Here is a 26,747-nt window from a genome sequence, read left to right on the forward strand (position 1 = left end):
ATGGTTTCCACTCGATATCGAGGCGGTGCGATGTTTCTCTTCAATCCCCGAACCACAGTTCCCAGCGCTGATCGTGGCAACGCTGATCGTGGCACCGCTGATCGCGGTAACGCTGATCGCGGTAACGCTGTGTGGGGGTGGTCGTGATGGATACCGACAAGAGGATCGATCCGCTGACCGGATCACGGAGTCTGCCGGCCGGGGCATTTCCTCTCTCGGCCGTCCAGCGCAGCATGTGGTTCGCGCAGCAACTTCACCCGACGGTCCCGTACTTCATCGCGCAGTACATCGAATTCCACGGCGACCTGGACATGCAGCTGCTCAGCCGCGCTGCGGTGGAGGCTGCCCACGAGTTCGAATCGCCATTTCTGCGGTTGATGTACCCGGACGGGGAACCGTGCCAGATCGTGGACTTCACGATCGATCCGGGCATCGATTACTTCGACTTCCGTGAGCGCGAGAATCCGAGGCTCGCGGCGTCGGAGTGGATGGACAACGACTACGCGACGACGCTCGACTTGACGCGCGATCGCCTTGTCGAAATGACAATCCTCCAAACTGGTGATCGAGATTACCTGTGGTACACCAGGATTCACCACGTTGCACTCGACGGATACAGCGGAATGACGATCGTCAATCGGATCGCGGCGATCTACACCGCCGCCGTCGAGGGTCGAGAGCCTGCGGTGAACAAGGCGCTCGACGTCACGACACTGTCCGAACTCGACCAGAAGTACCGTGAATCAAGCCGATTCGACGCCGACCGCGAATACTGGGCCCAGCGCGTGTCCGGCGTCGAACACGGTTCTACGTTGGCCACGCGGGAGGGACCGCCGACTGCGCACAGTGAACTCGTCAGCGCCGCGATGTCGCCGAACAGTCTTGCCGCGTTGGACGAGTGGAATACACGTTCCGGTGCCACTGCGGCGGCGGTGCTGATTTCGGCACTGGCGTGCTATTTGTCCCGCAACACCGGCTACGACGACGTTCTGATCAACCTGCCGGTCTCGGCCAGGACCACGGCGCCGCTGCAACGGTCGGGCGGCATGCTGGTCAACGTCGCGCCGCTTCACATCCACGTCGACCCCGGCGAAAGCGTCGACGATCTGGTCGGGCGGGTTCAACTCGAACTTCTCGGTGCGCTTCGTCATCAGCGGTGCAGTCTCGAGGACATCCGGCGTGATGCAGGCCTGGCGGTCGGCGACGCGCGTCTGTCCGGTCCGATGATGAATGTGATGCTTTTCCGGCAGGAGATCACGCTGGGATCACTGACCGGCGAGTTCCACATCGTCACGTCGGGGCCGGTCGAAGATCTCCTGGTCAACGTGTACCAGAGCGGCGATCCGGCCCAGACGTTGATCGATTTTCGTGGCAACCCCAATCGCTACGGTCACGACGAACTGGCTGATCACCACCGAGCCTTCACCGAGTTGGTCGCTGAACTGACAGCAGCGCCCGCCGGTACGCCGATGAACCGGATTCATCCGGCAAGTGCCGAGGCTGGAGCACGCAGTGCACAGCGGAGGGAACACGAGCGGTTCTGGGCGAGATACCTGGGGGACGCCGACGAGGGTTCGACCCTGGGCCTCGAGACACTGGGCCTCGAAACACTGGATCTCGGGCGAATCGACGCCGAATCGGAGCCGACCGGTACGAATCGACTGAGCGTCCCGCTCGATCCCGCGGTCGCCGAACTCGCACGCTCGGAAGGTGTCTCGCTCTTTGCCGTTGTCCATGCGGCATTTGCTGCATTGCTGTCGAGATCGACCGAGCGCCGGGACGTGTTGATCGGGACGAGGACCGAGCTGGGGACCTTGCCCCTACGCTGCGAGGTCGATCCGGCAGCGCCGTTCGATGAATTCGTGGGTTCTCTTGCGCAAGAACGCGATACGTTGCTGGTTCGATCGGCGACAGGTGTCCCCGAGCTGCCCGAGCTGCACGTCCGTCTCAACGACGGATCGCGGGAGACGACGATAGCCGGCCTCGACGTGGCGATCGAGGTCCACGCGGAGGCCAATGCCCTCGAGGTGGCGTACTCCGCACAGCACTACGCCGAATCCACGGTCCGAGGTTTCCTCTCGAGACTGGTGTGGGTCCTCTCCGGCGCAGCCGCAGCCCCGCAAACGCCGATCGGAGACCTCGATCTCCTCGACGAGTTGGAACGTGAGTCCCTGGTACCGGCACGGGGAGAGGTTGCGTCCGACCCGCTGACCCTCCCCGACCTCCTCCGCCGAGCCGCAGCTGTAAACCCCGATGCCCCAGCGCTCGTGTTCGGCGATCGTGAGGTGAGCTACCGGGAACTCGACGCCGAGTCGAACAAGCTCGCCCGCGAATTGATCGCCCGCGGGGTTGGCCCCGGCACCTACGTCGCCCTGGCATTGTCGAGGTCGATCGAATCCGTGACCGCGACGTGGGCGGTAGCCAAGGCCGGCGGAGCTTTTCTCCCGATAGATCCGCACTACCCCGAGGACCGTATTCGGCACATGCTCACCGATTCGGGAGCTGTTGTCGGAATCAGCGTGGGGGAGCACCACGGCGGGCTCGCCGACTCGGTGGATTGGCTTCTTCTCGACGAATTGAACGCCGACTGCTCGGATGCACCGGTTGACGATGCCGAACGTCATTCACGCGTGCACTACGACGATCCGGCGTACCTGATCTACACCTCCGGCTCGACCGGTGTCCCCAAAGGCGTGGTGGTCAGCCACCGCGGGCTGAGCAGCTTCGCCGACGAGGAGCGAGACCGGTTCGGAGTCGAACCGGGAGACCGCACACTGCATTTCTCTTCGCCGAGCTTCGACGCTTCGGTCCTCGAACTTCTCCTTGCCTTCGGCGGCGCAGCAACGATGGTGATCGCGCCACCGACGGTGTACGGCGGCGACGAACTGGCCCAGGTGATGCGCGTCGGCCGGGTGACACATGCCTTCGTCACCCCGGCCGCGCTCGCAACCGTCGATCCCGCCGGCCTGCCGGATCTTCGCGTGATCGTGACCGGCGGCGACGCCTGCTCGCCCGCACTGGTCGATCAGTGGTCACACGGACGCTCGATGTTCAACGCGTACGGACCGACCGAAACCACCGTCGTCGCCACCCTGACCGGACCGCTGAGCAGCGATGTTCCCGTCACCATCGGAAAGCCGATGCGCGGCGCCGCGGCCGTCCTCTTGGACTCACGGCTTCAACCGGTGCCCATCGGTGTCGCCGGCGAGCTCTACGTGAGCGGTATCGGTCTGGCGCGCGGGTACCACGCGCGTGCCACGATCACGGCCGAACGATTTGTTGCCGACCCCAACGGTGTTGCGGGAGAACGTATGTACCGCACCGGCGACCTCGCGAGGTGGAACGGCGCCGGTGAACTCGAGTACCTCGGCCGTAGCGACTTCCAGATCAAGATCCGCGGTTTCCGCGTCGAACTCGGTGAGATCGACGACGTACTGCGCCGCCATCCGAGCGTCGCCCAGGCCGTCGCCGCCGGAGTTGCGGGCCCGAGCGGGGAAACACTGTTGGCGGCGTACGTCACGGCGGCTGCGGGTACACACATCGACAACTCCGAGTTGATCGCCCACGCCGGATCCTCGTTGGCAGCTCACATGGTTCCGTCGCGGATCGTCGTACTCGATTCCATTCCCTTGACTCCGGCAGGAAAGATCGACAGGAAGGCGTTGCCGGACATCGATTCGGCGGGCGGCTCGGCCGAATACCGTGCACCCGAGACCTCGACCGAGAAGCGGATTTCGGCGGTGTTCTGCGATCTGCTCGGCATCACCCGGGCGGGAGCAGACGACAGCTTCTTCGACCTCGGCGGTGACTCGCTGATCGCGACTCGCGTCGTGTCCCGGGTCAACGGAGCGCTCGGGACGACGCTGAGCGTTCTCGACCTCTTCGAGGCACCGACAGTCTCCGCTCTGGCTGCACGCGCCGACCTCGCGGACTCGCGGAATACCCGCGCGCCTGCACTGACGCGTATCGATCGCCCTGATCGGATACCGGTATCTCTGGCGCAGCAACGAATGTGGCTGACCAATCAACTCGATCCGAACTCGCCGGCGTACAACATCCCGATCGCGGTGAGAATGACCGGCGCTCTCGACGTCGATGCCCTGTTCGCCGCCCTGCGGGACGTGATCGTCCGGCATGAGGTCTTGCGGACCGTTTTCCCCGAGAGCGCTCGCGGTCCGGTACAGCACGTTCTCGGTGTGGACGAGATGTTCGATCACCTCGAGGTGGAAACCGTTCCTGCCGCAGCGGCTTCCGTACGAGCGAGCGAACTGGCGCGAACGGGATTCGACGTCAGCGAATCGGTGCCGATCCGCGCGACTCTGCTCGAAGTGAACGAACTCGAACACACCTTGGTCCTCGTCGTGCACCACATCGCCGCGGACGGCCTGTCGATGGCCCCGCTGGCCCGTGACGTGATGGTCGCGTACGCCTCGAGGGCGAGCGGACGTGTACCGGCGTGGCTGCCACTGGAAGTGCAGTACGGCGATTTCAGCGAATGGCAACGCGGAGCGCTCGGCGAAGCGTCCGACCCGGATTCGATACTCGCCGAGCAGTTGCGGTTCTGGTCGCACACGCTCACCGAACGCGGCGAGCTTGCGGAACTGCCGATGGATCATCCGCGGCCGGCCGGTGTCTCGCTGCGCGGTCACGATCTCGATTTCCGTATCGACTCCGCGACGTACCGCCGGGTCGGCGAGATCGCGGCGCGCAGCGATGTCAGCGTCTTCATGGTGATCCACGCCGCGCTGGCCGTCCTGCTCAGCCGAGAATGCGGAGCGAACGACATCACGATCGGCACCCCGGTGGCCGGGCGTAGCGAGCGAGCCCTCGACGACGTTGTCGGAATGTTCGTCAACACGGTGGTGCTGAGGACGGTTCTCGACGGGGGACTCACCTTCGGCGAAGTTCTCACCCGTGTGCGCGACGTCGACGTGGCGGCCTTGCAGCACACCGAAGTGCCGTACGACGTACTCGTCGAGTCCCTCGCAGACAACCAGGCGCCGCTGTTCCAGGTAATGCTGGTGATGCAGGGCGCCGCTCCCACCGAAGTCACCTTGCCCGAACTCGACGTCACGGTTGACGAACTCTCCACGGGTGCAGCAAAGTTCGATCTTCAGGTCATTCTGACCGACCGCGGCGACCATCTCGACGGCCAGTTGAACTACGCCAGCCAACTGTTCGACTCGGACACCATGTCGGGCCTCGCCGATCGCTTCACGATGCTCCTCGACGCGGTAGCTGCCGACCCGGAATCCGTCGTCGGCGACGTCGACCTCACAGCCCCGGGCGAGGCGGAACTGGTCCTCGAGCGTTGGAACTCCACCGAGCACGTAGTACCGATCACCACCCTGGCCGACCTGGCGGCGGAGCAGGCAGCCCGAACACCCGAGCGGGCCGCGCTGATCTTCGGTGAGCGGACACTGACGTATGCGGAGTTCGATGCGAGGGTGAGCGAACTTGCCAGAACCCTCATCGGCCGCGGCGTCGGCCCGGACATGCGCGTCGCGGTGTCGATTCGCCGGTCGGCCGAACTGCTCATCGCCGTCCACGCCGTGATCCGTGCCGGTGCGGCATACGTCCCGGTGGACCCCGATCATCCTGCCGAGCGCATTGCTTACGTCTTCGACATCGCGGAACCGATCTGCGTGCTGAGCCGCCCCCAGGATCGGGGCGCCCTTCCCGCAGAAGTGCCGATCGTCGACGTCGATGTCGATCATCCGGTTCCCGCGACGGCGCCGATCACGGACGCTGATCGGGTCGCGCCCCTCCGTCCGGACAATGCTGCATACGTGATCTTCACGTCCGGATCGACCGGTCGACCGAAAGGCGTTGCAGTATCGCACCGTTCGATCGTCAATCGCCTTCTGTGGATGCAGGACGCGTATCCACTTCACGCGTCGGACGTGGTGCTGCACAAGACTCCGGTGACATTCGACGTTTCGGTGTGGGAACTCTTCTGGCCCCTGCAGACCGGCGCGCAGTTGGTGATCGCGGAACCGGAGGGGCACCGTGATCCCGGGTACCTGTCGGCGTTGATCGCCGAAAAGGGAGTCACGACGGCGCACTTCGTACCGTCGATGCTCGCGGAATTCGTCGCCGTCGCGTCTCCCGAGCAGTGCGCGAGCTTGCGCCAGGTGTTCTGCAGTGGTGAAGCTCTTGCGCCCACCACAGCGGAGGCGTTCACTCGTCTGAGTCCTGCAGGGTTGTTCAACCTGTACGGACCCACGGAAGCGGCCGTCGACGTGAGCGCCGCCGAATTCACCCCAGACATGACCGTCACCGTTCCCATCGGTGCGCCCGTGTGGAACACCCAGCTCTATGTCCTCGACGGAAGGCTGCACCCCGTCCCGGTCGGCGTGCACGGCGAGTTGTATCTGGCGGGAGTGCAACTGGCGCGCGGATACCTCGGGCGTAGTGACCTCACCGCCGACAGATTCGTTGCAGATCCGTACGGCCCGGCGAGCACACGGATGTACCGAACCGGCGACGTCGTCCGATGGCGCGCCGACGGGCTACTCGACTACGTCGGCCGACGCGATTTCCAGGTGAAGATCCGCGGCCAGCGCATCGAACTCGCCGAGGTCGAAGCAGCATTGCTGAGGCTCACAGGTGTCGCGCAAGCTGCTGCTCTCGTCCATCACGACAACGTGGTCGGTGACAGTCTCGTCGGCTACGTCATCGCCGAAGCCGGGACTTCGATCGACACGGACAGCCTACGCACCGAGTTGAGAGGCCTCCTCCCGGCCTACATGGTTCCGGCAGTGGTCATCGACCTCGACGTGTTCCCACTCGGCTCGACCGGCAAGCTCGATCGGAAGTCCCTGCCCGCGCCCAGCTTCGACAGCTCGCAGACGTATCTGGCGCCGCGAACGCCGATCGAAGCCCAGTTGGCGTCGATCTTCGAAGAACTCCTGGAATCCGGTGCCGTCGGTGTGCACGACAATTTCTTCGAGATCGGCGGGAACAGTCTCGTCGCTGCCCGTGCCGTGGCGCGAGTGAACGATTCGCTGTCGCTGAACTTGTCGATCAGAGAGTTGTTCGACGCGCCGACCGTTGCTCAGTTGGCGGTCGAGTGCGCCACGGCGCGAGGGGGACCGGCCGTCCTTCCGCTCGAGGCGTTGCCGAGGCCACAGTCGATTCCGCTGTCGCTGGCGCAGAAGCGCATGTGGTTCGTCAATCAATTCGACGTCACCTCCGCGGCGTACAACGTCGCCATAGCGATCAGGCTGAGAGGCCGGTTGGACGTTGCGGCCTTGGAAGGCGCGATCACCGATGTGCTCGATCGCCACGAATCGCTGCGCACGCTGTTTCCCATGATCGAGGGAGTGCCGGCGCAGGTGATCGTGGAACCCGGTGAAGCGTTGGGCACGATGCCGGTTGTCGGCGCAGACGCCGAAGCGGTACTCACGGAGATCGAGCGCGTCACCTCGACAGGCTTCGACGTCACGCAGGCCCCGCCGATCAGGGCCGAACTGATCGAGGTCGACGAAGAAGATCACGTCCTGGCTGTGGTCGTCCATCACATCTGCGCCGACGGATTCTCGATGGCACCGTTGGCGTTCGACGTGATGAGCGCGTATTCGGCCAGACATCGAGGGGAGACCCCGGACTGGGCTCCTCTCCCGGTCCAGTACGCGGACTTCGCGATCTGGCAGGAACGGGCGCTCGGGCGGATCGACGAACCGGACAGTACGCTCGCCGGTCAGCTCGAGTACTGGACACGTCAGCTGGCAAGTGTGCCCGAGCTTCTCGCGCTTCCTGCAGATCGTCCGCGGCCGCGTGTGCAGGATCTCTCGGGCGGCGTCGTCCGGTTCGATATCGATGCCGGCATCCACCGTCGTCTGAGCGAAACCGCGATCGAACACCGAAGCAGTATGTTCATGGCGATTCACGCCGCCTACGCAACGCTCTTGGCCAGATTGTCCGGCATGGAAGACATAACGATCGGCTCACCGATCGCCGGGCGCGGAAATGCCCTGCTCGATCCGATGGTCGGTATGTTCGTCGGAACATTGGTCCTGCGCGCCGACGTGGACCCCTCGGCCTCCTTCACCGATCTCCTGGCCAGGGTTCGCAGCACCGACCTCGACGCCTTTGCTCACGCAGACGTCCCCTTCGAGCGCGTCGTCGATGCGCTCGCTCCGGAGCGGTCGACGTCGCATTCACCGCTGTTCCAGGTGATGCTCGAGTTCAAGAACACCACTCGACCAGTTGTTCGTCTAACGGATCTCGACGTCGAAGTCCTCGAACTCGAATCCACCGTCTCGAATTTCGATCTGCAGCTCACTCTGGCCGAGACTTACGACGAGGACGGTCAGCCGGCGGGCATCGAGGCCGGATTCACCTACGCGAGAGCGCTGTTCGACGAGGCGACTGTCGACGGTTTTGCTCGGTATCTGATTCGTATTCTGGATGCCGTGACGGAGTCGCCGCACACACCGGTCGGCGACATCGATCTCGTGAGCGATCTCGACACGATCCGCACCGTCGCACCGGAACTTCCCGAGCAGGTTCACTTCTCGACGTTGCTCGAGCGGAGGTACATTGGCGAACCGCAGAGAACCGCGCTGGTTTTCGGCGACCGACATCTGACGTACTCCGAACTCGACCGCCGCGCCAACCGGCTCGCGAGACTGTTGATCAGCCGCGGGGCCGGCCCGGAATCCGTTGTCGCTCTGGCATTGCCGCGCTCACTGGAATCCGTGGTGGCGATCTGGGCGGTTGCTCGGACCGGCGCTGCGTTCGTACCCGTCGACCCGGCGTATCCCGTCGATCGTGTGCACCACATGATCAACGACTCGGGATCGGGCGTCGTTCTCACCACCGCCGAGCATGCCGGTGTCGTCCCGAACGAGGCGGACGCGATTCTGCTCGATCAGGCCGAGATCCTCGAGACCCTCGAACAGACCGGTGATCACCGGATAGAGGCTTCGGAACTGCTGGGAACCGCGTCTCTCGACAATCCGGCCTATGTCATCTACACCTCCGGTTCCACCGGCGTCCCCAAAGGCGTCATGGTCACTCACCGTGGGCTTTCGGCGCTCGCCGAGCAGGAGCGCAGTCGCTTCGGAGTCGAGTCGACCTCCCGCACGCTGCATTTCAGCTCACCGAGTTTCGACGCCTCGATTCTCGAGCTCCTCATGGCGGTCGGTGCCGGGGCCACGATGATCATCGCTCCACCGAGCATCATCGGCGGAACCGAACTGACGAGCCTGATCGCCGATCAACACGTCACTCACGCCTTCATCACCCCAGCCGCTCTTGCCACGGTCGATCCGAGTGGACTGGACGAGTTGGTCTGCATCGGAACCGGCGGCGATGTCTGCCCGCCCGATCTCGTCGCCGCCTGGGTCAGTGATCACCGGATCATGATCAATGCCTACGGACCGACCGAATCGACGGTCGTAGCCAGCATCACCGAGCCGATGTCACCGACCGATCGGGTGACCATCGGACGGCCGTCGACAGGCATCACCGCGTGGGTTCTCGACAATCGCCTACACCGCGTCCCGGTCGGAGTGACGGGGGAGTTGTACGTCAGCGGCGACGGACTCGCCCGCGGCTACCGCAACCGCGCGGGCACCACCGCCGAACGGTTCGTACCCAATCCCACGGGCGGTGCCGGCACGCGGATGTACCGCACCGGCGACCTCGCCCGGTGGAACAAGAACGGAGAACTCGAGTATCAGGGCCGCGGCGATTTCCAGGTCAAGATTCGCGGATTCCGCATCGAACTCGGCGAGATCGAGGCAGTTCTGGCTCGCTATCCCGGCGTTGCACATTCCGTGGTGACGACGCTCGAACGTGAGGGAGGCGCCGCACGGATCGTCGGGTACGTAGTGCCTGCCAGCGACGCTCAGACTGTGGATCCCGAGGCCGTCATCGCGTTCGCGGGTTCGGCTCTTGCCCCGTACATGGTTCCCGCAGTGGTGGTCGTCCTCGACGAACTTCCGATGACAGCCAACGGAAAGCTCGATCGTCGAGCACTGCCGATTCCCGACTTCCGGGTAACCCAGGCACGCTCACGGGCAGCCGAATCCGATACCGAGCGCACGCTGGCCGCCCTGTTCGTCGACGTCCTCGGTATCGAATCGGTGGGCGTCGACGACTCGTTCTTCTCGATGGGCGGCGATTCGATCATGTCGATTCAGCTTGTCGCCCGCGCCCGCGACGCGGGACTCGTGTTCACCCCGCGTGACGTCTTCGAGGTGAAATCGGTCGCCGGTCTTGCGGTATTGCTGGCGTCGACCAAGGACGACGAACCCGAGGTGCTCGAGGAACTTCCCGGAGGCGGCGTGGGCCACGTGCCCTTGTTGCCGGTAGCGCAGTGGTGGCTCGACCGGCTCGGCTCCGAGCACCGAGGGCTCGATTCGTTCTCCCAGGCCACCCTTCTCAATGCGCCGCACGGGCTTCGCAGTGTGGAGCAGTTGACCGCGGCTCTTCAAGTCGTCCTCGATCGTCACGACATCCTTCGCGCGCGCCTCGAACTCGACGGCGAGCGCAGGCTCGTCGTCGACGAGCCGGGAGCTGTTGCAGCCGAGGACATCTGCCAGGTACTCGAGGTAGAGGCCGAGCCGGGCACCGCAGCGTTCGACGCGGCGATCGTCGACGCCCTGGGCGGTGCACGCCGAGAACTGGACCCCAGCCGGGGTGTGATGGTCCGTGTCGTCTGGCTGGCCGGCGTGCACAACACCGGCCGGTTGCTCCTGGTGATCCACCACCTCGCAGTCGACGGTGTCTCCTGGCGCGTCCTCGTACCGGAACTTGCGTCGGCTTTCCACCGCATCGATGCAGGCGAGGAACCGGAGCCTTCGTACTCGGGAACGTCGGTTCGTCGTTGGTCGTACGCGCTCCGTGACATCGCGCCCGATCGAAGAGTCGAATTGCCCAGGTGGCGTTCGATACTCGAAGGTGCCGACCCGCTGATCGGAACCCGGCCGCTGGACCCGCGGCTCGACACGTTCGATTCGGTCGGCCGAGTTGTCGCCGACGTACCCGTCGAACTTTCCGAAACAGTCCTGACCACGCTTCCGGCGCTGTTCGGTGGATCCGTCAATGACGGCCTCGTTGCTGCTCTCGCGCTGGCACTGACGCAGTGGAGGCAGGCACAGGGCATACGAACCGACAACGTGCTCGTCTCGATGGAGGGCCACGGACGCGAAGCTCACGTGGTCCCCGGAGCGGATGTGCTGCACACCGTCGGCTGGTTCACGAGCGTTTTCCCGATGCGGATCGACCTCGCCGACATCGACATCGCGAACGTGATGAGCAGCGGCCCCGACGCCGCGGTGGTGCTCAAGCGCGTCAAGGAAGAGCTACTGGGTGTTCCGGACAGCGGTATCGGGTACGGAGTTCTGCGTTACCTCGACGAGGTAGGCCGAGCGGTACTCGAAGACCTCCGCCAACCGCAGATCTCGTTCAACTATCTGGGGCGTTTTTCCGGCACCGAAGCCGGAGAGTCGCTGGGGGACTGGGCACTGGCCCGTGACGTCGATCTGGAAGCGGCAGCTCAGTCCGACATGCCCGTGGGTTCGGTACTGGACGTCAATGTCGTCACCACCGAAATCTCGGGTGCACCGCACATCGGCGCCACTATCGCCTATCCCACCGCCGTGCTGGCGGACGGTGATGCGCGCGCCATCGCAGAACTCTGGGTACAGGCATTGCGTGCTCTGGCCACATACGCCGAGCAGAGCGAACACGGTGGACTCACACCGTCGGACATCGACCTGGTCGACCTGGACCAGGAGTCCATCGATCGCCTCGAGCTCGAGTTCCCGACGCTGACCGACATCTGGTCCCTCTCGCCGCTGCAATCCGGACTGCTGTTCCATGCCCGCTACGCAGAACACACCGTGGACGCGTACACCGTCCAACTCACACTCGAACTCGACGGCGTCGACGCGTCCCGGTTGCACCGTGCCGCACAGGCGCTGCTCGACAGACACGAGAGCCTACGCGCTGCGTTCACGACCGACACCGGTGGGAGATCGGTGCAGGTGATCAGCGCCGCCGTGGATGTGCCGTGGACCGAGATCGATATTTCCCCGTTGGCTCCCACCGAACAGGCGACCGAGATACGCGAACTCCTCCATGCGGATCGGGTGCGCGGCTTCGACATGGACACGCCGCCCCTACTGCGGTTCCTGCTTCTGCGTACTGGTGACGACGCATACCGGTTGATCCTGACCAATCACCACATCCTCCTCGACGGATGGTCGATGCCGCTGCTGGTCCGCGATCTACTCACCCTCTACGCCACGGACAGTGATCACAGCGCCATCCCGCGCGCGCATCCGTACCGGGATTATCTGAGCTGGATCAGCACTCGCGACGAGAACGAGTCGATCGAGGCCTGGGACGAAGCGCTTCGCGGTCTCGACGATCCGACACTGCTCACCGGAACCCACGCAGTCGACGAAGACGGTGCAACCTCACGCTCGACCACCACCGCGCTCGGAGAACGTGAGACGGAACTCCTGCGCGGATTCGTCCGCTCCCGCGGTCTGACGACAGCATCCTTGATCCAGGTGGCCTGGGGAATCGTGCTCGCCGAACTCCTCGGCCGCGACGACGTCGTCTTCGGCGGAACGGTCTCCGGACGCCCACCCCAGGTTCCGGGCGTCGAGTCGATGGTGGGCCTGTTCATCAACACCGTCCCCGTGCGAGTTCGCCTCGACCCGCGAGAGTCTTTGGCAGCACTGTGTGTTCGTGTCCAAACCGAGCAGGCGCAGCTGTCCGATCACCACCACGTGGGTCTTTCCCACATCACATCGGCAGTAGGGGGTGCTGCATCATTCGACACCTTGACCGTCTTCGAGTCGTATCCCGTCGACCGCGGTGGACTCTCGTCCGGCACGGACATCGCCGGAATGCACGTCCTCGACGTCCACGACGCCGAGGACGCGGCGCACTATCCGCTCGCGATCGTCGCTTCCACAGCAGACGGACGCTTGCGGCTCAAGTTCGAGTATTTCCCGGGAGTCCTCGGCGATCACGACATCGACGCGATCGCGGACCGGTTGCTCCGCACCCTCGAACTGATCACTGCGCAACCGGATCTTCCGCTGGCAAAATTGCGTCTGATGCCGGATTCCGAAGTGCAGCAACTTGTTCCCGCGCGAGGAAAGCAAGGGCGCTCGGTCAGGACACTCGATCGCATCTTCGAGGACACGGCGAGCAGATTCCCCGAACGAATCGCACTGTCCTGTGGTGAGAGAAAGATGACCTACCGAGAACTGGACGAAGCCTCGAATCAGTGGGCACGCGTGCTGATCTCCGAAGGCGCCGGCCCGGACTCACGGGTGGCGATCTGTGTGGAACGTTCCTTCGAATCCGTGGCAGCCGTCTGGGCGATCACCAAGACCGGCGCCGCCTTCGTGCCGATCGATCCGCGCTACCCGAGTGACCGGATCTCGTTCATGCTCGAGGACTCGGCATCCTCGCTCGGATTGACCACTGCAGCCCACCGACCCGGCGAAGTTGGTGCGACGCAGTGGCTCGAACTCGACGACCCGACGAGCATCGCTCGGCTCTCCGGAGTGTCCACGGCGCCGCTACGCGAAGACGAGCGCCGAGGAACCCCGCGGTTGGAGAACACCGCCTACCTCATCTACACCTCGGGCTCGACCGGCCGACCCAAGGGCGTCGTCGTCACGCACACCGGTCTCGAGAACTTCGCCGACGAACAGCGCCATCGCTACGGTCTCACAGAGAATTCACGCGCACTGCACTTCGCCTCACCGAGCTTCGACGCCTCCGTTCTCGAATATCTGCTTGCCTTCGCCGTCGGCGGCGAATTGGTCGTAGCTCCCACCACCGTCTACGGAGGAACCGAACTTGCCGACGTTCTCCGGGAAGGACACGTCACCCACGCGTTCATCACGCCCGCAGCGCTGACGTCGGTGGACCCCGAGGGAATCGACGAACTGACCACCATCACAGTGGGCGGCGAGGCCCCCTCGGCAGACCTGGTGCGCACCTGGGCGCCGGGAAGATCGTTCGTCAACGTCTACGGTCCCACCGAAACCACCATCTCCTGCAATCTCAGTGACCCCATACCAGCCGGCGACAAGGTCTATCTCGGGCCGCCGAACCGAGGATTCAGCGAAGTTGTCCTCGATCGCAGACTCCAACCGGTATCTGTCGGTGTTCCCGGGGAGCTGTACGTGGCGGGCGTCGGACTCGCGCGTGGCTATCACGGGCGCTCACCACTGACGAGCGAACGATTTGTCGCCAACCCGTACGGCGAGCCGGGGGAGCGGATGTACCGCACCGGCGACGTCGTGCGCTGGCGCAGTGATCGCACCATCGAGTACCTCGGACGCAGCGACTTCCAGGTCAAGATCCGCGGTTTCCGCATCGAACTCGGCGAGGTCGACACTGCACTGGGTCAGCTGCCGGGCGTCGAGTACGCGGTCACGCTGGCGGTGCGCGGACCGTCGGACGAGCAGGCTCTGGCGGCGTACGTCGTCTGCGACGACGAACACCCCGTGACCGCCGAGGACATCCGGGCAGCGGCTCGAGACGTGCTGCCGGCACACATGGTGCCCGCGAGCGTCGTCGTGCTCGACGAACTGCCACTCACCGGCGTCGGCAAGGTCGATCGGGCTGCTCTCCCGAAGCCTCGCTTCGACACCGATGCCGAAATGTTCACGGCAGCGACCACCGAGTTGGAACGACTGGTGGCGGGCGTCTTCGAGGACGTGCTCGGAGTGACCCCCATCGGCATCGACACCCACTTCTTCGACGTCGGCGGAAACTCACTGACCGCGACGCGCGTCATCGCCCGCGTCAACGCGCTACTCGGCACCGACATCGGCGTACGAGGATTGTTCGAGTCTCCGACAGTTCGGCAGCTCTCGCGTCTGGCCGAGAGTGTCGGCCGCGGCGAAAACCCCCGACCACCGTTGACTCGACGGTCTCGTCCGGACCCACTGCCCGTGTCGCTGGCGCAGAAGCGGATGTGGTTCCTCAACCAGTTCGACGTGACGTCACCGGCCTACAACGTTCCCCTGGCCGTGCGCCTCGACGGCGATCTGGACTTCGCCGCATTGCAGGAGGCCGTAGCGGACGTACTGGGCCGCCACGAGAGTTTGCGGACGAAGTTCCCTTCGATCGACGGACAACCGGTACAGCAGGTTGTCTCCGCCGAGGCCGTCATGCCGATCCTGGAACCGGAGATCGTCGCTGCTGCACAAGTTTCCGATCGAATTCTCGAATTGGCCTCGGAAGGGTTCGACGCCTCGGCCGACGTCCCGATCCGCTGCGCAGTCCTACGCGTGGACGGGGACACACGCAGACACGTGCTCGTGATCGTCGTCCACCACATCGTCGCCGACGGGTTCTCGATGAACCCCCTGGCCGTGGACGTGGCAGCGGCATATGCGGCCCGCAGCGCCGGCAGCGCGCCGAGCTGGTCGGAACTGGCCGTGCAGTACGGCGACTTCGCGTTGTGGCAGCACGAGGTACTCGGCTCCGAAGAAGATCCGGACTCCGCCCTGACCCGTCAGCTCGACTACTGGAAGGACCGTCTCGCGGGACTCGGTGAGCCGATCGCGCTGCCGACGTCGTTCCCGCGTCCGGCGAAGCCCTCCATGGCGGGCTCGGTGCACCGGTTCGCTGTCTCACCGCAGATCCATCGAGCGCTGACCGACCTGGCACGCGAGCACGGCAGCACGATGTTCATGGTCATGCATGCAGCGCTGGCAGTGCTCGCAGCGCGTCTGGCCGGAACCGAGGACATCGCCATCGGTACACCCGTCGCCGGCCGCGGAGAGGCCGAACTCGATCACCTGGTCGGAATGTTCGTCAACACACTTGTGCTGCGAACACAGATCACGCCCGACGCATCGTTCGAGGACGTACTCGCCCAGGTTCGTGAAGGTGATCTCGGTGCGTTCCAACACGCTGACCTGCCCTTCGAAAGGTTGGTCGACGCACTCGACCCGGAACGCTCGACTTCACACACTCCGTTGTTCCAGATACTCATCGAGTTCCGCAACAACGCACTACCGCAACTCGAACTGCCGGGGCTGTCGGTTTCGGGAGTCGAGTTCGACCTTCCTGTCGCCAAGTTCGATCTCCAACTCGCGGTCACCGAAAGGTACGGTGCGGACGGAGATTCGGATGGTATCGACGCCGAATTCGTCTACGCCACAGACCTGTTCGACGGTGATTTGATCGAATCGTTCTCACACCGGCTGATCACCCTCCTCGAGGCGGTCTCCCGAGACCCGTCGACTCCTACCGGCGACATCGACGTCGTCGGCGCCGACGAGCGTCGACAGATGCTGACCGAGTGGAACACTCACGCCGAACCGGCTCCGGCCGACAACATCGCGGACCGATTTTTCGAGGCTGTTGCAGCGCATCCGTCGTCGACCGCGGTCAACGACAGCGACGGCGCAATGACGTACGCCGAACTGGACGGGCGCGCGAACCGCCTCGCGCGGCTTCTGATCAGTCGCGGTATCGGTCCGGAATCCGTGGTGGCCGTTGCGATGCCCAGAACGACCGACCTCGTGCTCGCCCTTGTCGCCGTCATCAAGACCGGCGCGGCATACCTGCCGGTCGACATCACCTATCCGGCGGAGCGGATGCGATTCCTCTTCGACGACGCGCGGCCGGTGTGCCTGGTCACGACCGGAGACTTCCGCAACGATCTGCCGTCGGAGATCATCGAATCCGGCATCGACATCGTCGAACTCGGATCGTCGGAGATCGCCGTACGCCTCGATCACTCCGCGCCACATCGCATCACCAACGCGGACCGGACGACACCACTTCTGCCCGACGCGGTCGCGTACGTCATCTACACCTCCGGATCCACAGGGCGCCCCAAAGGTGTCCAGGTCAGCCATCGAAACGTCCTGACTCTGATGGACAACACGTCCCCGACGTTCGGGTTCGACGACTCGGACGTGTGGACGATGTTCCACTCGTACGCATTCGACTTCTCCGTCTGGGAACTGTGGGGTCCGCTGCTGCACGGTGGCCGGTTGGTCGTCGTCGACTACTACACGACCAGATCGCCCGACATGTTCCACGAACTGCTCCGCCGCGAGCGAGTGACGGTGCTGAACCAAACACCCACCGCCTTCTACCAACTCGCCGAAGCCGACCGCGCGTACACACCCAGCGGCACGGACCCCGACCTTGCACTGCGTTACGTCGTCTTCGGTGGCGAAGCTCTCGATCTCGGCCAATTGCGCAAGTGGTACGACCGGCGCGCCGACACGGCGCCGACGCTGGTCAACATGTACGGGATCACCGAGACGACAGTGCACGTCAGTCGAATCGCGCTCGACCGCTACGACAGCGAGCACGCGTCGGCGAGCATCATCGGGCGAGCGGTACCAGGATTGTCCGTCTACGTACTCGATCGGCGACTGAACCTGGTACCACCAGGTGTTGTCGGCGAAATGTACGTCGCCGGTGATCAGGTGACTCGGGGATACCTCGGGAAACCCGCATTGACTTCGGTACGGTTCCTTCCCGATCCATTCGGTAGTTCGGGGGATCGAATGTATCGGAGCGGGGACCTGGCGAGGTGGAACGACGCGGGGCAGTTGGAGTACGTGGGCCGCAGTGATTTCCAGGTGAAGGTGCGCGGTTTCCGCATCGAACTCGGAGAGATCGAAGCCTCGATGCTCCGCTGCCCCGGCGTCGCGGCCTCCGTGGCGCTCGTGCGTACCGACGGCGCCTCACCCCGGATCGTCGGGTACGTGGTCGCAGAGACAGGCAGTGCCGTCGATTCCGCAACGGTGACCGACTTCGTCTCCGCCGAACTCGCGGAGTACATGGTGCCCACCGCGATCGTCGTCCTCGAATCACTTCCGCTGACCGTCAACGGAAAGCTCGACCGACGCGGCCTCCCGGCACCGGACTTCGCCGTCGTGGGAACAACGGAGACGACGCGGGCACCGGCCACCGCTACCGAGGCGGTCCTCGCGGACCTGTTCGCGGAAGTGCTGGGGCGGGGCAGTATCGGAGTGGACGATTCGTTCTTCGGTCTCGGCGGCGATTCGATCATGTCGATCCAACTCGTCTCACGGGCGAAGTCCGCAGGCCTCATCTTCACTCCGAGGGACGTCTTCGAAGCGAAGACGGTTGCCGGCCTGACGAAGGTCCTCCTCGTCGAATCAGCGGAAGCTGCACCGGTTCTCACCGAGCTACCCGGCGGGGGAGTCGGGACACTACCGCTCACTCCGATCATGGAGTGGCTGGTCGAACGCAGTCGCGGAGACCTGAGCACGATCCGCAGTTACAGCCAGAGTGCGCTCATCGCACTGCCCGCGGATGTCTCCGGCCCCGCGCTGGAGCGTGCACTGCAAACGATCCTCGATCGTCACGACGTACTGCGGGCGCGTCTGGACACCGCGACTCACCAACTCGAGATCCGCGAACCCGGCACCGTCGCCGCCTCCGACGTCCTGCGCCGAACCCCCATCGTGTCCACCAGCGGCGAAGAATTCGTGGCTGCCGCGGAAGCGGCGATGCAGGACGCATCCAGCCGTCTCGATCCCGAGCACGGAAAGATGATCAGCGCACTCTGGTTGGATCCCGTCAGCGCGAACGGCAACCAGGCCGAGGCCGGCCGGTTGCTCCTGGTCCTTCACCACCTCGCAGTCGACGGTGTGTCCTGGCGAATGCTCGTCCCCGGCCTGGTCACCGCTTACGCCTCGGCGTTCGACGGCGAAACGCCGATGCTTCCGCCCGGCGGAACGTCGATACGGCGTTGGGCGACAGCCCTCGCCGAGACCGCCGCGAATCGACGTGACGAGATCGAATTGTGGTCGAGAATGCGGGCCGACGAGCCACCGCTCGGAACACGCGGACTCGACCCTGCCGTGGACATCGGTTCCACTGTCGACCGCGTCAGCGTCGACGTTCCGACCTCGGTAACCGAGAACATCATCTCGACGGTGCCTCAACATTTCGGGGGCTCGGTCAACGACGGGTTGCTCGCAGCTCTCGCGATTGCCGTCACCGCCTGGCGTCGATCACGCGGACAGCGCAGCGGGGAAGTGCTTCTCAACCTCGAAGGACACGGCCGCGAGGAGAACGCCGCACCGGGTGCCGACCTCTCGCGCACGGTCGGCTGGTTCACCACCTTGTTCCCCGTGCGGATCGACCTGACCGGACTCAACGTCGTCGATGCTCTGTCCGGTGGAACAACCGCGGCCTCGGCCGTGAAGCTCGTCAAGGAAACGCTGCTCGACATTCCGGACAACGGAATCGGTTTCGGCATGCTCAAGTACCTCGATCGAAACGAAGACCTGCGGGAGCTGCCCACACCCCAGATCTCGTTCAACTACCTCGGACGATTTGCCGGCTCGGATCCCGAGCACGGCGAAGTGCCGTGGCTCCCGATCTCCGAAGTGACCCTCGACGAAGCGCACAGCGGAGAGCTTGCTGCCGCGTCGGTACTCGACATCAACGCCGTCACCACCGACACCGCACACGGTCCCATTCTGCGGGCTACCTGGTCCTTCCCCCGCGGCATCCTCAGTGAGGCTGAAGTCACCGAACTGGCGGAGCTCTGGGCCACTGCACTCGGCGCGCTGAGTTCGTACGTCGACGAACACTCCGAGCGTGAGCTCACGCCCACCGATCTCGATCTCGTCACCGCGGACCAGCAGAGCATCGAACAACTCGAGCACAGATTCCCCAACTTGACCGACATCTGGTCACTGTCACCTCTGCAATCGGGCATGCTCTTCCACGCTCAGTTCGACGAAACGGAAATCGATCCGTACATGGTGCAACTGACCCTCGAGCTCGGGGGACGGGTCGAGGCGCCGCGACTGCGCCGCGCCGCGCAGGCCTTGGTCGATCGTCATCCGAGCCTGCGCGCGGGATTTGTCGCCGCGCCGGGAGGTCGGGCGCTGCAAGTGATCCGGTCCGGAGTCGAGATCAGCTGGACCGAAATCGACCTGTCCGGGGCCGAAGACAGCGAACTCGCGTTCGCTCAGCTGCTCGAGAGTGATCGCGCTGAGCGTTTCGACATGGAAACAGCCCCACTGATCCGGTTCATGCTCGTGCGAAACGGACCTGACGCGGCACGCTTCGTCGTGACGAACCATCACATCCTGTTCGACGGCTGGTCCACTCCGCTGTTGCTTCGAGACCTGCTCACTCTCTACGCAACTGACGGCGACCCCGAGATTCTGCCCAGAGTTCAGTCGTATCGCGACTACCTCACCTGGATCTCGAAGCAGGAACCCGAAATCTCGCTGCGGGCGTGGCAGGAAGCGCTACGAGGCGTCGACACATCCACCCAACTCTCGCAGGCAAGCACCGCCGCCGAAACCGTGGCGAGTGACATTCACTCGTACTCACTGCCGACCGAACGAGCCGAGACTCTTCGGGCATTCGCGCGAAGCCGCGGTCTGACCATGGCGACCCTGGTCCAAGTGGCCTGGGGAATCGTGCTCGCCGAACTCCTCGGCCGCGACGACGTCGTCTTCGGCGGAACCGTCTCAGGACGCCCACCCCAGGTGTCCGGGGTGGAATCGATAGTCGGCCTGTTCATCAACACCGTCCCGGTGCGAGTCCGCCTCGACGCCCGAGAAACCCTCGCGGAACTGGCCATTCGCGTCCAATCCGAGCAGGCGGCACTGCTCGACCACCACCACATCGGCCTGTCGGACATCGCGGGAGCAGTCGGCGCCGCCGGATCCTTCGACACACTGACGGTGTTCGAGTCGTATCCCGTCGACGAGGCAGCTCTGACCGCCGAAACCGACATCGCAGGTATGCACGTTCTCGGCATCGACGGACGCGACTCGGCGCACTACCCGATCGCCGTGGTCGCGTCGGAAAGTCACACACTCAATCTGAAGATGGAGTACCTGCCCACACACTTCTCGGCGCGCGAAGTCGCGAAGATCACCGAGCGCGTCGGCATCGTCCTCGAACATATGGCCTCGGCACCGGATCAACCGCTCGCCCGCCTGCAGGTACTCACGGAGTTCGAAAGCCGCGATCTTGCGCCGGTCTTCGGATCCCCGGGTCGCTCCGCTCGAACGCTTCCGGAGATACTCGCCGACGTTTCCGCCACATATCCCGACCGCATCGCGCTCTCGTCCGGCAATCGCTCCATGACCTACGCCGAACTCGACCGGCGCTCGAACCAGTTGGCCAGAGCCATGATCCGCCGCGGCGCCGGACCCGAAACGTCGGTTGCCATCGGCATCGAACGGTCCATCGAATCGGTTCTCGCGGTCTGGGCGGTCGCCAAGACCGGCGCAGCTTTTGTCCCCGTCGACCCCACCTATCCGGCCGACCGAATCGAACACATGCTCAGCGATTCCGAAGTGCTGTTCGGGTTGACCGTCGTCGACGCCATCGAGACATTGCCACCGATCGTGTCCTGGTTGGTGCTCGGAGAAGAAGCCTTCGACGACGACGTCGCCACCAGTTGCACACTGCCGATCGCCCAGGACGAACGGCTCGCACCGGTGGCCATGGACAACGCCGCCTACGTGGTCTACACCTCGGGATCCACCGGACGACCCAAGGGAGTAGTCGTCACCCACACCGGGCTCGACAGCTTCGCACTCGATCAGCAACGCCGATTCCACGCCGATCACCAGTCTCGGACCCTGCACTTCGCCACCCCGAGCTTCGATGGAGCCATCTTCGAGTACCTGCAGGCATTCGGTGTCGGAGCAACCATGGTGATCGTCCCGACCGACATCTACGGCGGAGCCGAACTGGCAAGTCTGATCCGCAGCGAACACGTCACTCATGCGTTTGTCACCACGGCGGCACTCGCCACCGTCGACCCGGCCGGCCTGGACGAATTCCGGCACGTTGTCGTCGGGGGAGAGGCACTGCCACCGCACCTCGTCGGTCTGTGGGCTCCCGGACGCGAATTCGTCAACGCCTACGGCCCAACCGAGACAACCGTCATGGCAGACATCAGCGAACCCATGACGGTGGGCGCACCCATCACTATCGGTGGCCCGATCCGCGGTGTGCACGAGATGATCCTCGATTCGCGCCTGCAACCGGTACCCGTCGGAGCTCCCGGTGAGCTGTACATCGCCGGAATCGGCTTGGCTCGCGGATACCACCGGCGTCCCGGCCTGACGAGTGAGCGATTTGTCGCCGACCCCTTCGGCAAGCCGGGCGACCGGATGTACCGCACCGGTGACATCGTCTCCTGGCGAAGCGATCACACCATCGAATACGTCGGGCGCAGCGACTTCCAGGTCAAGATTCGCGGATTCCGCATCGAGCTCGGTGAGGTCGACGCCCAGATCACCGCAATGGCGACTGTCACGAACTGCGTGACACTCGGCGTCGACGGACCGGCCGGAGCGACTGTCCTCGCGTCCTACCTCACAGTCGAGGAAGGATCGACGCTCACGGGCGCCGAGATCACCGCGCACCTTGCCGGACGTGTTCCGTCGCACATGGTTCCGGCCAGCATCATGATCGTCGACGAGCTTCCCCGCACCGCGGTCGGCAAGCTCGACCGAAAAGCGTTGCCGACCCCGGAGTTCACCGGAACCGCCGTGGAATTCCGGGCCCCCGGTACCAGCCTCGAACGCCGGATAGCCGATGCGTTCATCGATGTACTCGGCGTCGAGCGAGTAGGCCTGGACGACAACTTCTTCGAACTCGGCGGCAACTCACTGATCGCCACTCGCGTCGTCTCGCGGCTAAACTCCGCCCTGAACATCGACGTCGGGGTACGCGTGCTGTTCGAAGCGCCCACGACCGCCCAGCTCGCCGAGCGGCTTTCCAGCGCCGTCACTGCCGTCGGCACAGTGCCGCTCACTCCCATGGAGCGCGTCGGCAACGTCCCGCTGTCACTGGCGCAGAAGCGCATGTGGTTCCTCAACCAATTCGACACACGATCGGCCGCCTACAACATCCCACTGGCAGTGCGTCTTACCGGTGATCTCGACGTCGCCGCCATGCAACAGGCGATCGCCGACGTCGTCGAGCGCCACGAAACACTCCGGACCGTGTTCCCCGCCGTCGGCGGCGATCCGATTCAGAAAGTCCTCACCGCCGACGAGGCAATACCTCCGGTCCGTGAAATGACGTTGGGGGAGCACGAACTCGCAGAGCGCATGCAACGGATCGCCACCACCGGCTTCGACGTGTCGGTGGACCTGCCGCTGCGCGTGGCACTCTTCCGACTCGACACCGACGAACCCGTTCACATTCTGTTTGTCGTCGTCCACCACATCTGCGCCGACGGTTCGTCGATGGCGCCGCTCGCACGCGACGTCATGGCGGCTTATCTGGCGCGTACGGCCGGAACCGAGCCCACGTGGGCGCCACTCGAAGTGCAGTACGCGGACTTCACGTTGTGGCAGCATCAGGTCCTCGGATCGGAAGACGATCCGGAATCTGTCATCAGCCGCCAACTGCGCTACTGGAGTGAGCAACTCGCCGGACTCGACGATGTCATCGCTCTGCCCACCGACCACCCGCGGCCCGTGCAACAGACCTTCCACGGTGACCGATTCACCTTCGAGATCGACGCAAACACCCACCGCGCGCTCGCGGACCTGACCAGATCCCACGGTGTCACGATGTTCATGGCACTGCACGGCGCACTGGCCGTGCTGATGTCGAAGCTGTCCGGCGCAGACGAGGTCACCATCGGCACCCCGATCGCCGGCCGCGGTCAGGCAGCGCTCGACCACCTCGTCGGAATGTTCGTCAACACGCTGGTCCTGCGGACCAGCGTCGATCCCGACATCACGTTTGCCGAACTGGTGGATCACATCCGCGAAATCGATCTGGCCGCTTTCCAGAACTCGGATCTACCTTTCGAGCGGCTCGTCGACGTGATCAACCCGACCAGATCCACGTCGTACTCGCCGCTGTTCCAAGTAGCCCTCGAACTTCAGAACAACGAACCCGCGCACTTCCATCTGCCCGGCCTCGACATCGACGGGCTGACCGTGGAAACCAAATTCGCGAAGGAAGACCTCGAGCTGATCGTCGACGAGAAGTTCGACGAGACCGGCGCCCCTGCCGGGATGTCCGCTGCCTTCGACTTCGCGACGGATCTGTTCGAACCCGGCACCATTCGGCGGTTTGCCGACCGACTTCGCCTGATCCTGGGCGCTGTCGGACGTGAACCGGCAACACGCATCGCCGACATCGGTATCCTCGCCGCCGACGAAACAGCCGCTCTGGTGCCGGCATCCGGGGCAGCCGCGACTCGAGCGCGCGTGTGGCCTGAGATCCTCGCCGAAGCAGTCGCCTCGAACCCGGATGCACCAGCCCTCTCGAGTCGTGAGAGGTCGATGACCTACCGCGAACTCGACGAGGAATCGACAAAGCTGGCGAGAGCGCTGTGCCGGCGCGGTGTCGGACCCGAAGATTTTGTGGCCTTGGGTCTGCCGCGGTCCGCCGCGGAGATCGTCGCCATCTGGGCGGTCACGAAGACCGGGGCAGCATTCTTGCCCGTCGACCCGAACTATCCCGACGACCGCATCAACCATATGCTCGACGATTCGCGGGCCGTACTCGGCATCACCGACGACGCTCACCGCAGTCAACTTCCCGACACGGTCGAGTGGATGGTCCTCGATGAAGCGGAGACCGTCGACGAGATCGAGCGCCAGAGCGTCGCCGCGATCACCGATCGCGACCGCACGATCCCACTGCATCACGGGCATCCCGCGTACCTGATCTACACCTCGGGTTCGACCGGGAAGCCGAAGGGCGTCATCGTCACCCACCTCGGGTTGTCCAACCTCAACGCCGAAGAACACAAGAGATTCAACGTCCAGCCGTACTCGCGGATCTCGCACCTCGCATCACCGAGCTTCGACGCCTCCGTCTTCGAACTCATGATGGCGTTCGGCAGCGGGGCCTGCCTGGTCGTCATCCCACCCACGGTCTTCGGCGGATCCGAGTTGGCCGAAATCTTTGCCGACGAACACGTCTCACACGCATTCATCACACCGACCGCGCTCAGCTCCATCGAAAGCTCCGCGCTGCCAGAACTCCGCGTGCTCGCTGTCGGCGGCGAAGCCTGCCCACCCGAACTCGTGGACATCTGGGGCCGAGACCGTCGCATGTTCAACGGATACGGACCCACCGAATCCACGATCCAGGCCAGCGTCAGTGAACCCATGCGCCCGGGCAAGGACATCAACATCGGCCGTCCGGCCATCGGCTTCGCCGGCCTGGTCCTCGACGGGCACCTCAAGCCCGTGCCGGTGGGAGTCATCGGGGAGCTGTACGTGACCGGCCCCGGACTCGCCCGCGGGTACCACAATCGTCCCGACCTCACCGCCGACCGATTTGTCGCCGATCCGTTCGGCGAACCAGGCCAGCGGATGTACCGCACGGGCGACCTGGTGCGCTGGCGCTCCGACAGCACCCTCGAATACCTGGGCCGCAGCGACTTCCAGATCAAGGTCCGCGGATTCCGCATCGAGCTCGGCGAAATCGACTCCGTCCTGATGGCACACCCCTCCGTCTACTTCGCCGCGACACTCGGCCACGAAGCGCCGTCGGGGGAGACGATGATCGCCTCCTACATCCAGCCCGTGGATGGACAGACCGTCGACGACTGGGAGCTCCGACGCCACCTGTCTTCTCGCCTACCTGCGCACATGGTTCCCGGCGCGATCGTTGTCGTCGACCGCATACCGGTGACGCCGGTCGGCAAGCTGGACCGCAAAGCACTGCCGACGCCGAGCTTCGAGCGTCGTTCGGTCCCGTACGCACCGCCGGCCAACGGCACCGAACGAACAGTCGTCGACATCTTCGAGACCGTGCTCGGTCACGAACACATCGGCGTGGACGACGACTTCTTCGAACTGGGAGGAACGTCGATCGTGGCCACCCGGATCACCATCGAACTCGAAAAGCGCCTCGGGATGCGGGTGCCGTTGCAGGCACTGTTCCTGGATCCGACGCCTGCCGGTGTCGCCCGGGCGGCCGACGGAATGGACGCACACTCGCCGGACGACTCGTCGGATCTGCTTGCCCCGATGATCACGCTGCGCGCCGGATCCGATCGTGCACCACTGTTCTTCGTTCATCCAGGTATCGGATTGTCCTGGGGCTACGCGGAATTCGTCAAGCATCTCGAGCTGGATCAACCCGTCTACGGTCTGCAGCTACCGTCACTGAGCGGCGGGCCCAGCTTCGACTCGCTGACCGAACTCGCCGACGACTACGCGAATCGCATTGCAGCGGTGGCATCGACCGGCCCGATCCATCTGGCCGGCTGGTCGCTCGGCGGCGTCATCGCACACGCCGTGGCGCACAGTCTCACTCGGAGCGGACGTGACGTGACGCTGTCGATCCTCGACAGCTATCCATCGTCCGATTCCGATCAGCCCGCTGAACTCTCGGTCTCCGAACTGCTGGCGGGGCTCGCGATGCCTGCGGGATCGAAGACAGTCGAGACTTTCGAAGAAGCGGCGGAATTGCTGGAGCGGACCCTGGGAGCCGGGATCGGGATCGAAGCGGAGCATCTAGCGCGGATCAGTCGCGGTTACTCCCACTCCGTCGCGTTGACGAATCAGCACCGACCGCCGGTTCACGCCGGAGACATCGAGTTCTTCGTCGCCGGAAGGTCGAGCGAAAACGGACACGATGTGGCCGAATGGCGCCGGTTCGTGACGGGTGACATCCGCGTCGTCGAAGTCGACTGTGAACACAACCAGATGATCGAACCGGGGCCTGCGGCATCCATAGCTGTACGATTGCGAGAAGTTATCGCTCAGTGGGGTGTCTGAACCAGGTTCGAC

2 protein-coding genes are annotated in these 26,747 nt (G+C 64.4%); both read left to right on the plus strand.

What is annotated here, in order from left to right:
- The gene (locus ACFWAD_RS12475) at positions 1 to 147 is read left to right on the plus strand and encodes a hypothetical protein (RefSeq protein WP_378544159.1); all 147 of its coding nucleotides are present in this window, start codon (positions 1 to 3) and stop codon (positions 145 to 147) included.
- Positions 147 to 26,735 (plus strand): non-ribosomal peptide synthase/polyketide synthase, encoded by a 26,589-nt coding sequence (locus ACFWAD_RS12480; protein WP_378544162.1) that lies wholly within the window; start codon positions 147 to 149, stop codon positions 26,733 to 26,735. Before ACFWAD_RS12475 ends, ACFWAD_RS12480 begins: the two co-directional genes overlap by 1 nt.
- Positions 26,736 to 26,747 lie beyond the last annotated feature (12 nt).

It is taken from the genome of Rhodococcus sp. NPDC059969 (assembly GCF_042738325.1).
GTDB lineage: Bacteria > Actinomycetota > Actinomycetes > Mycobacteriales > Mycobacteriaceae > Rhodococcus_F.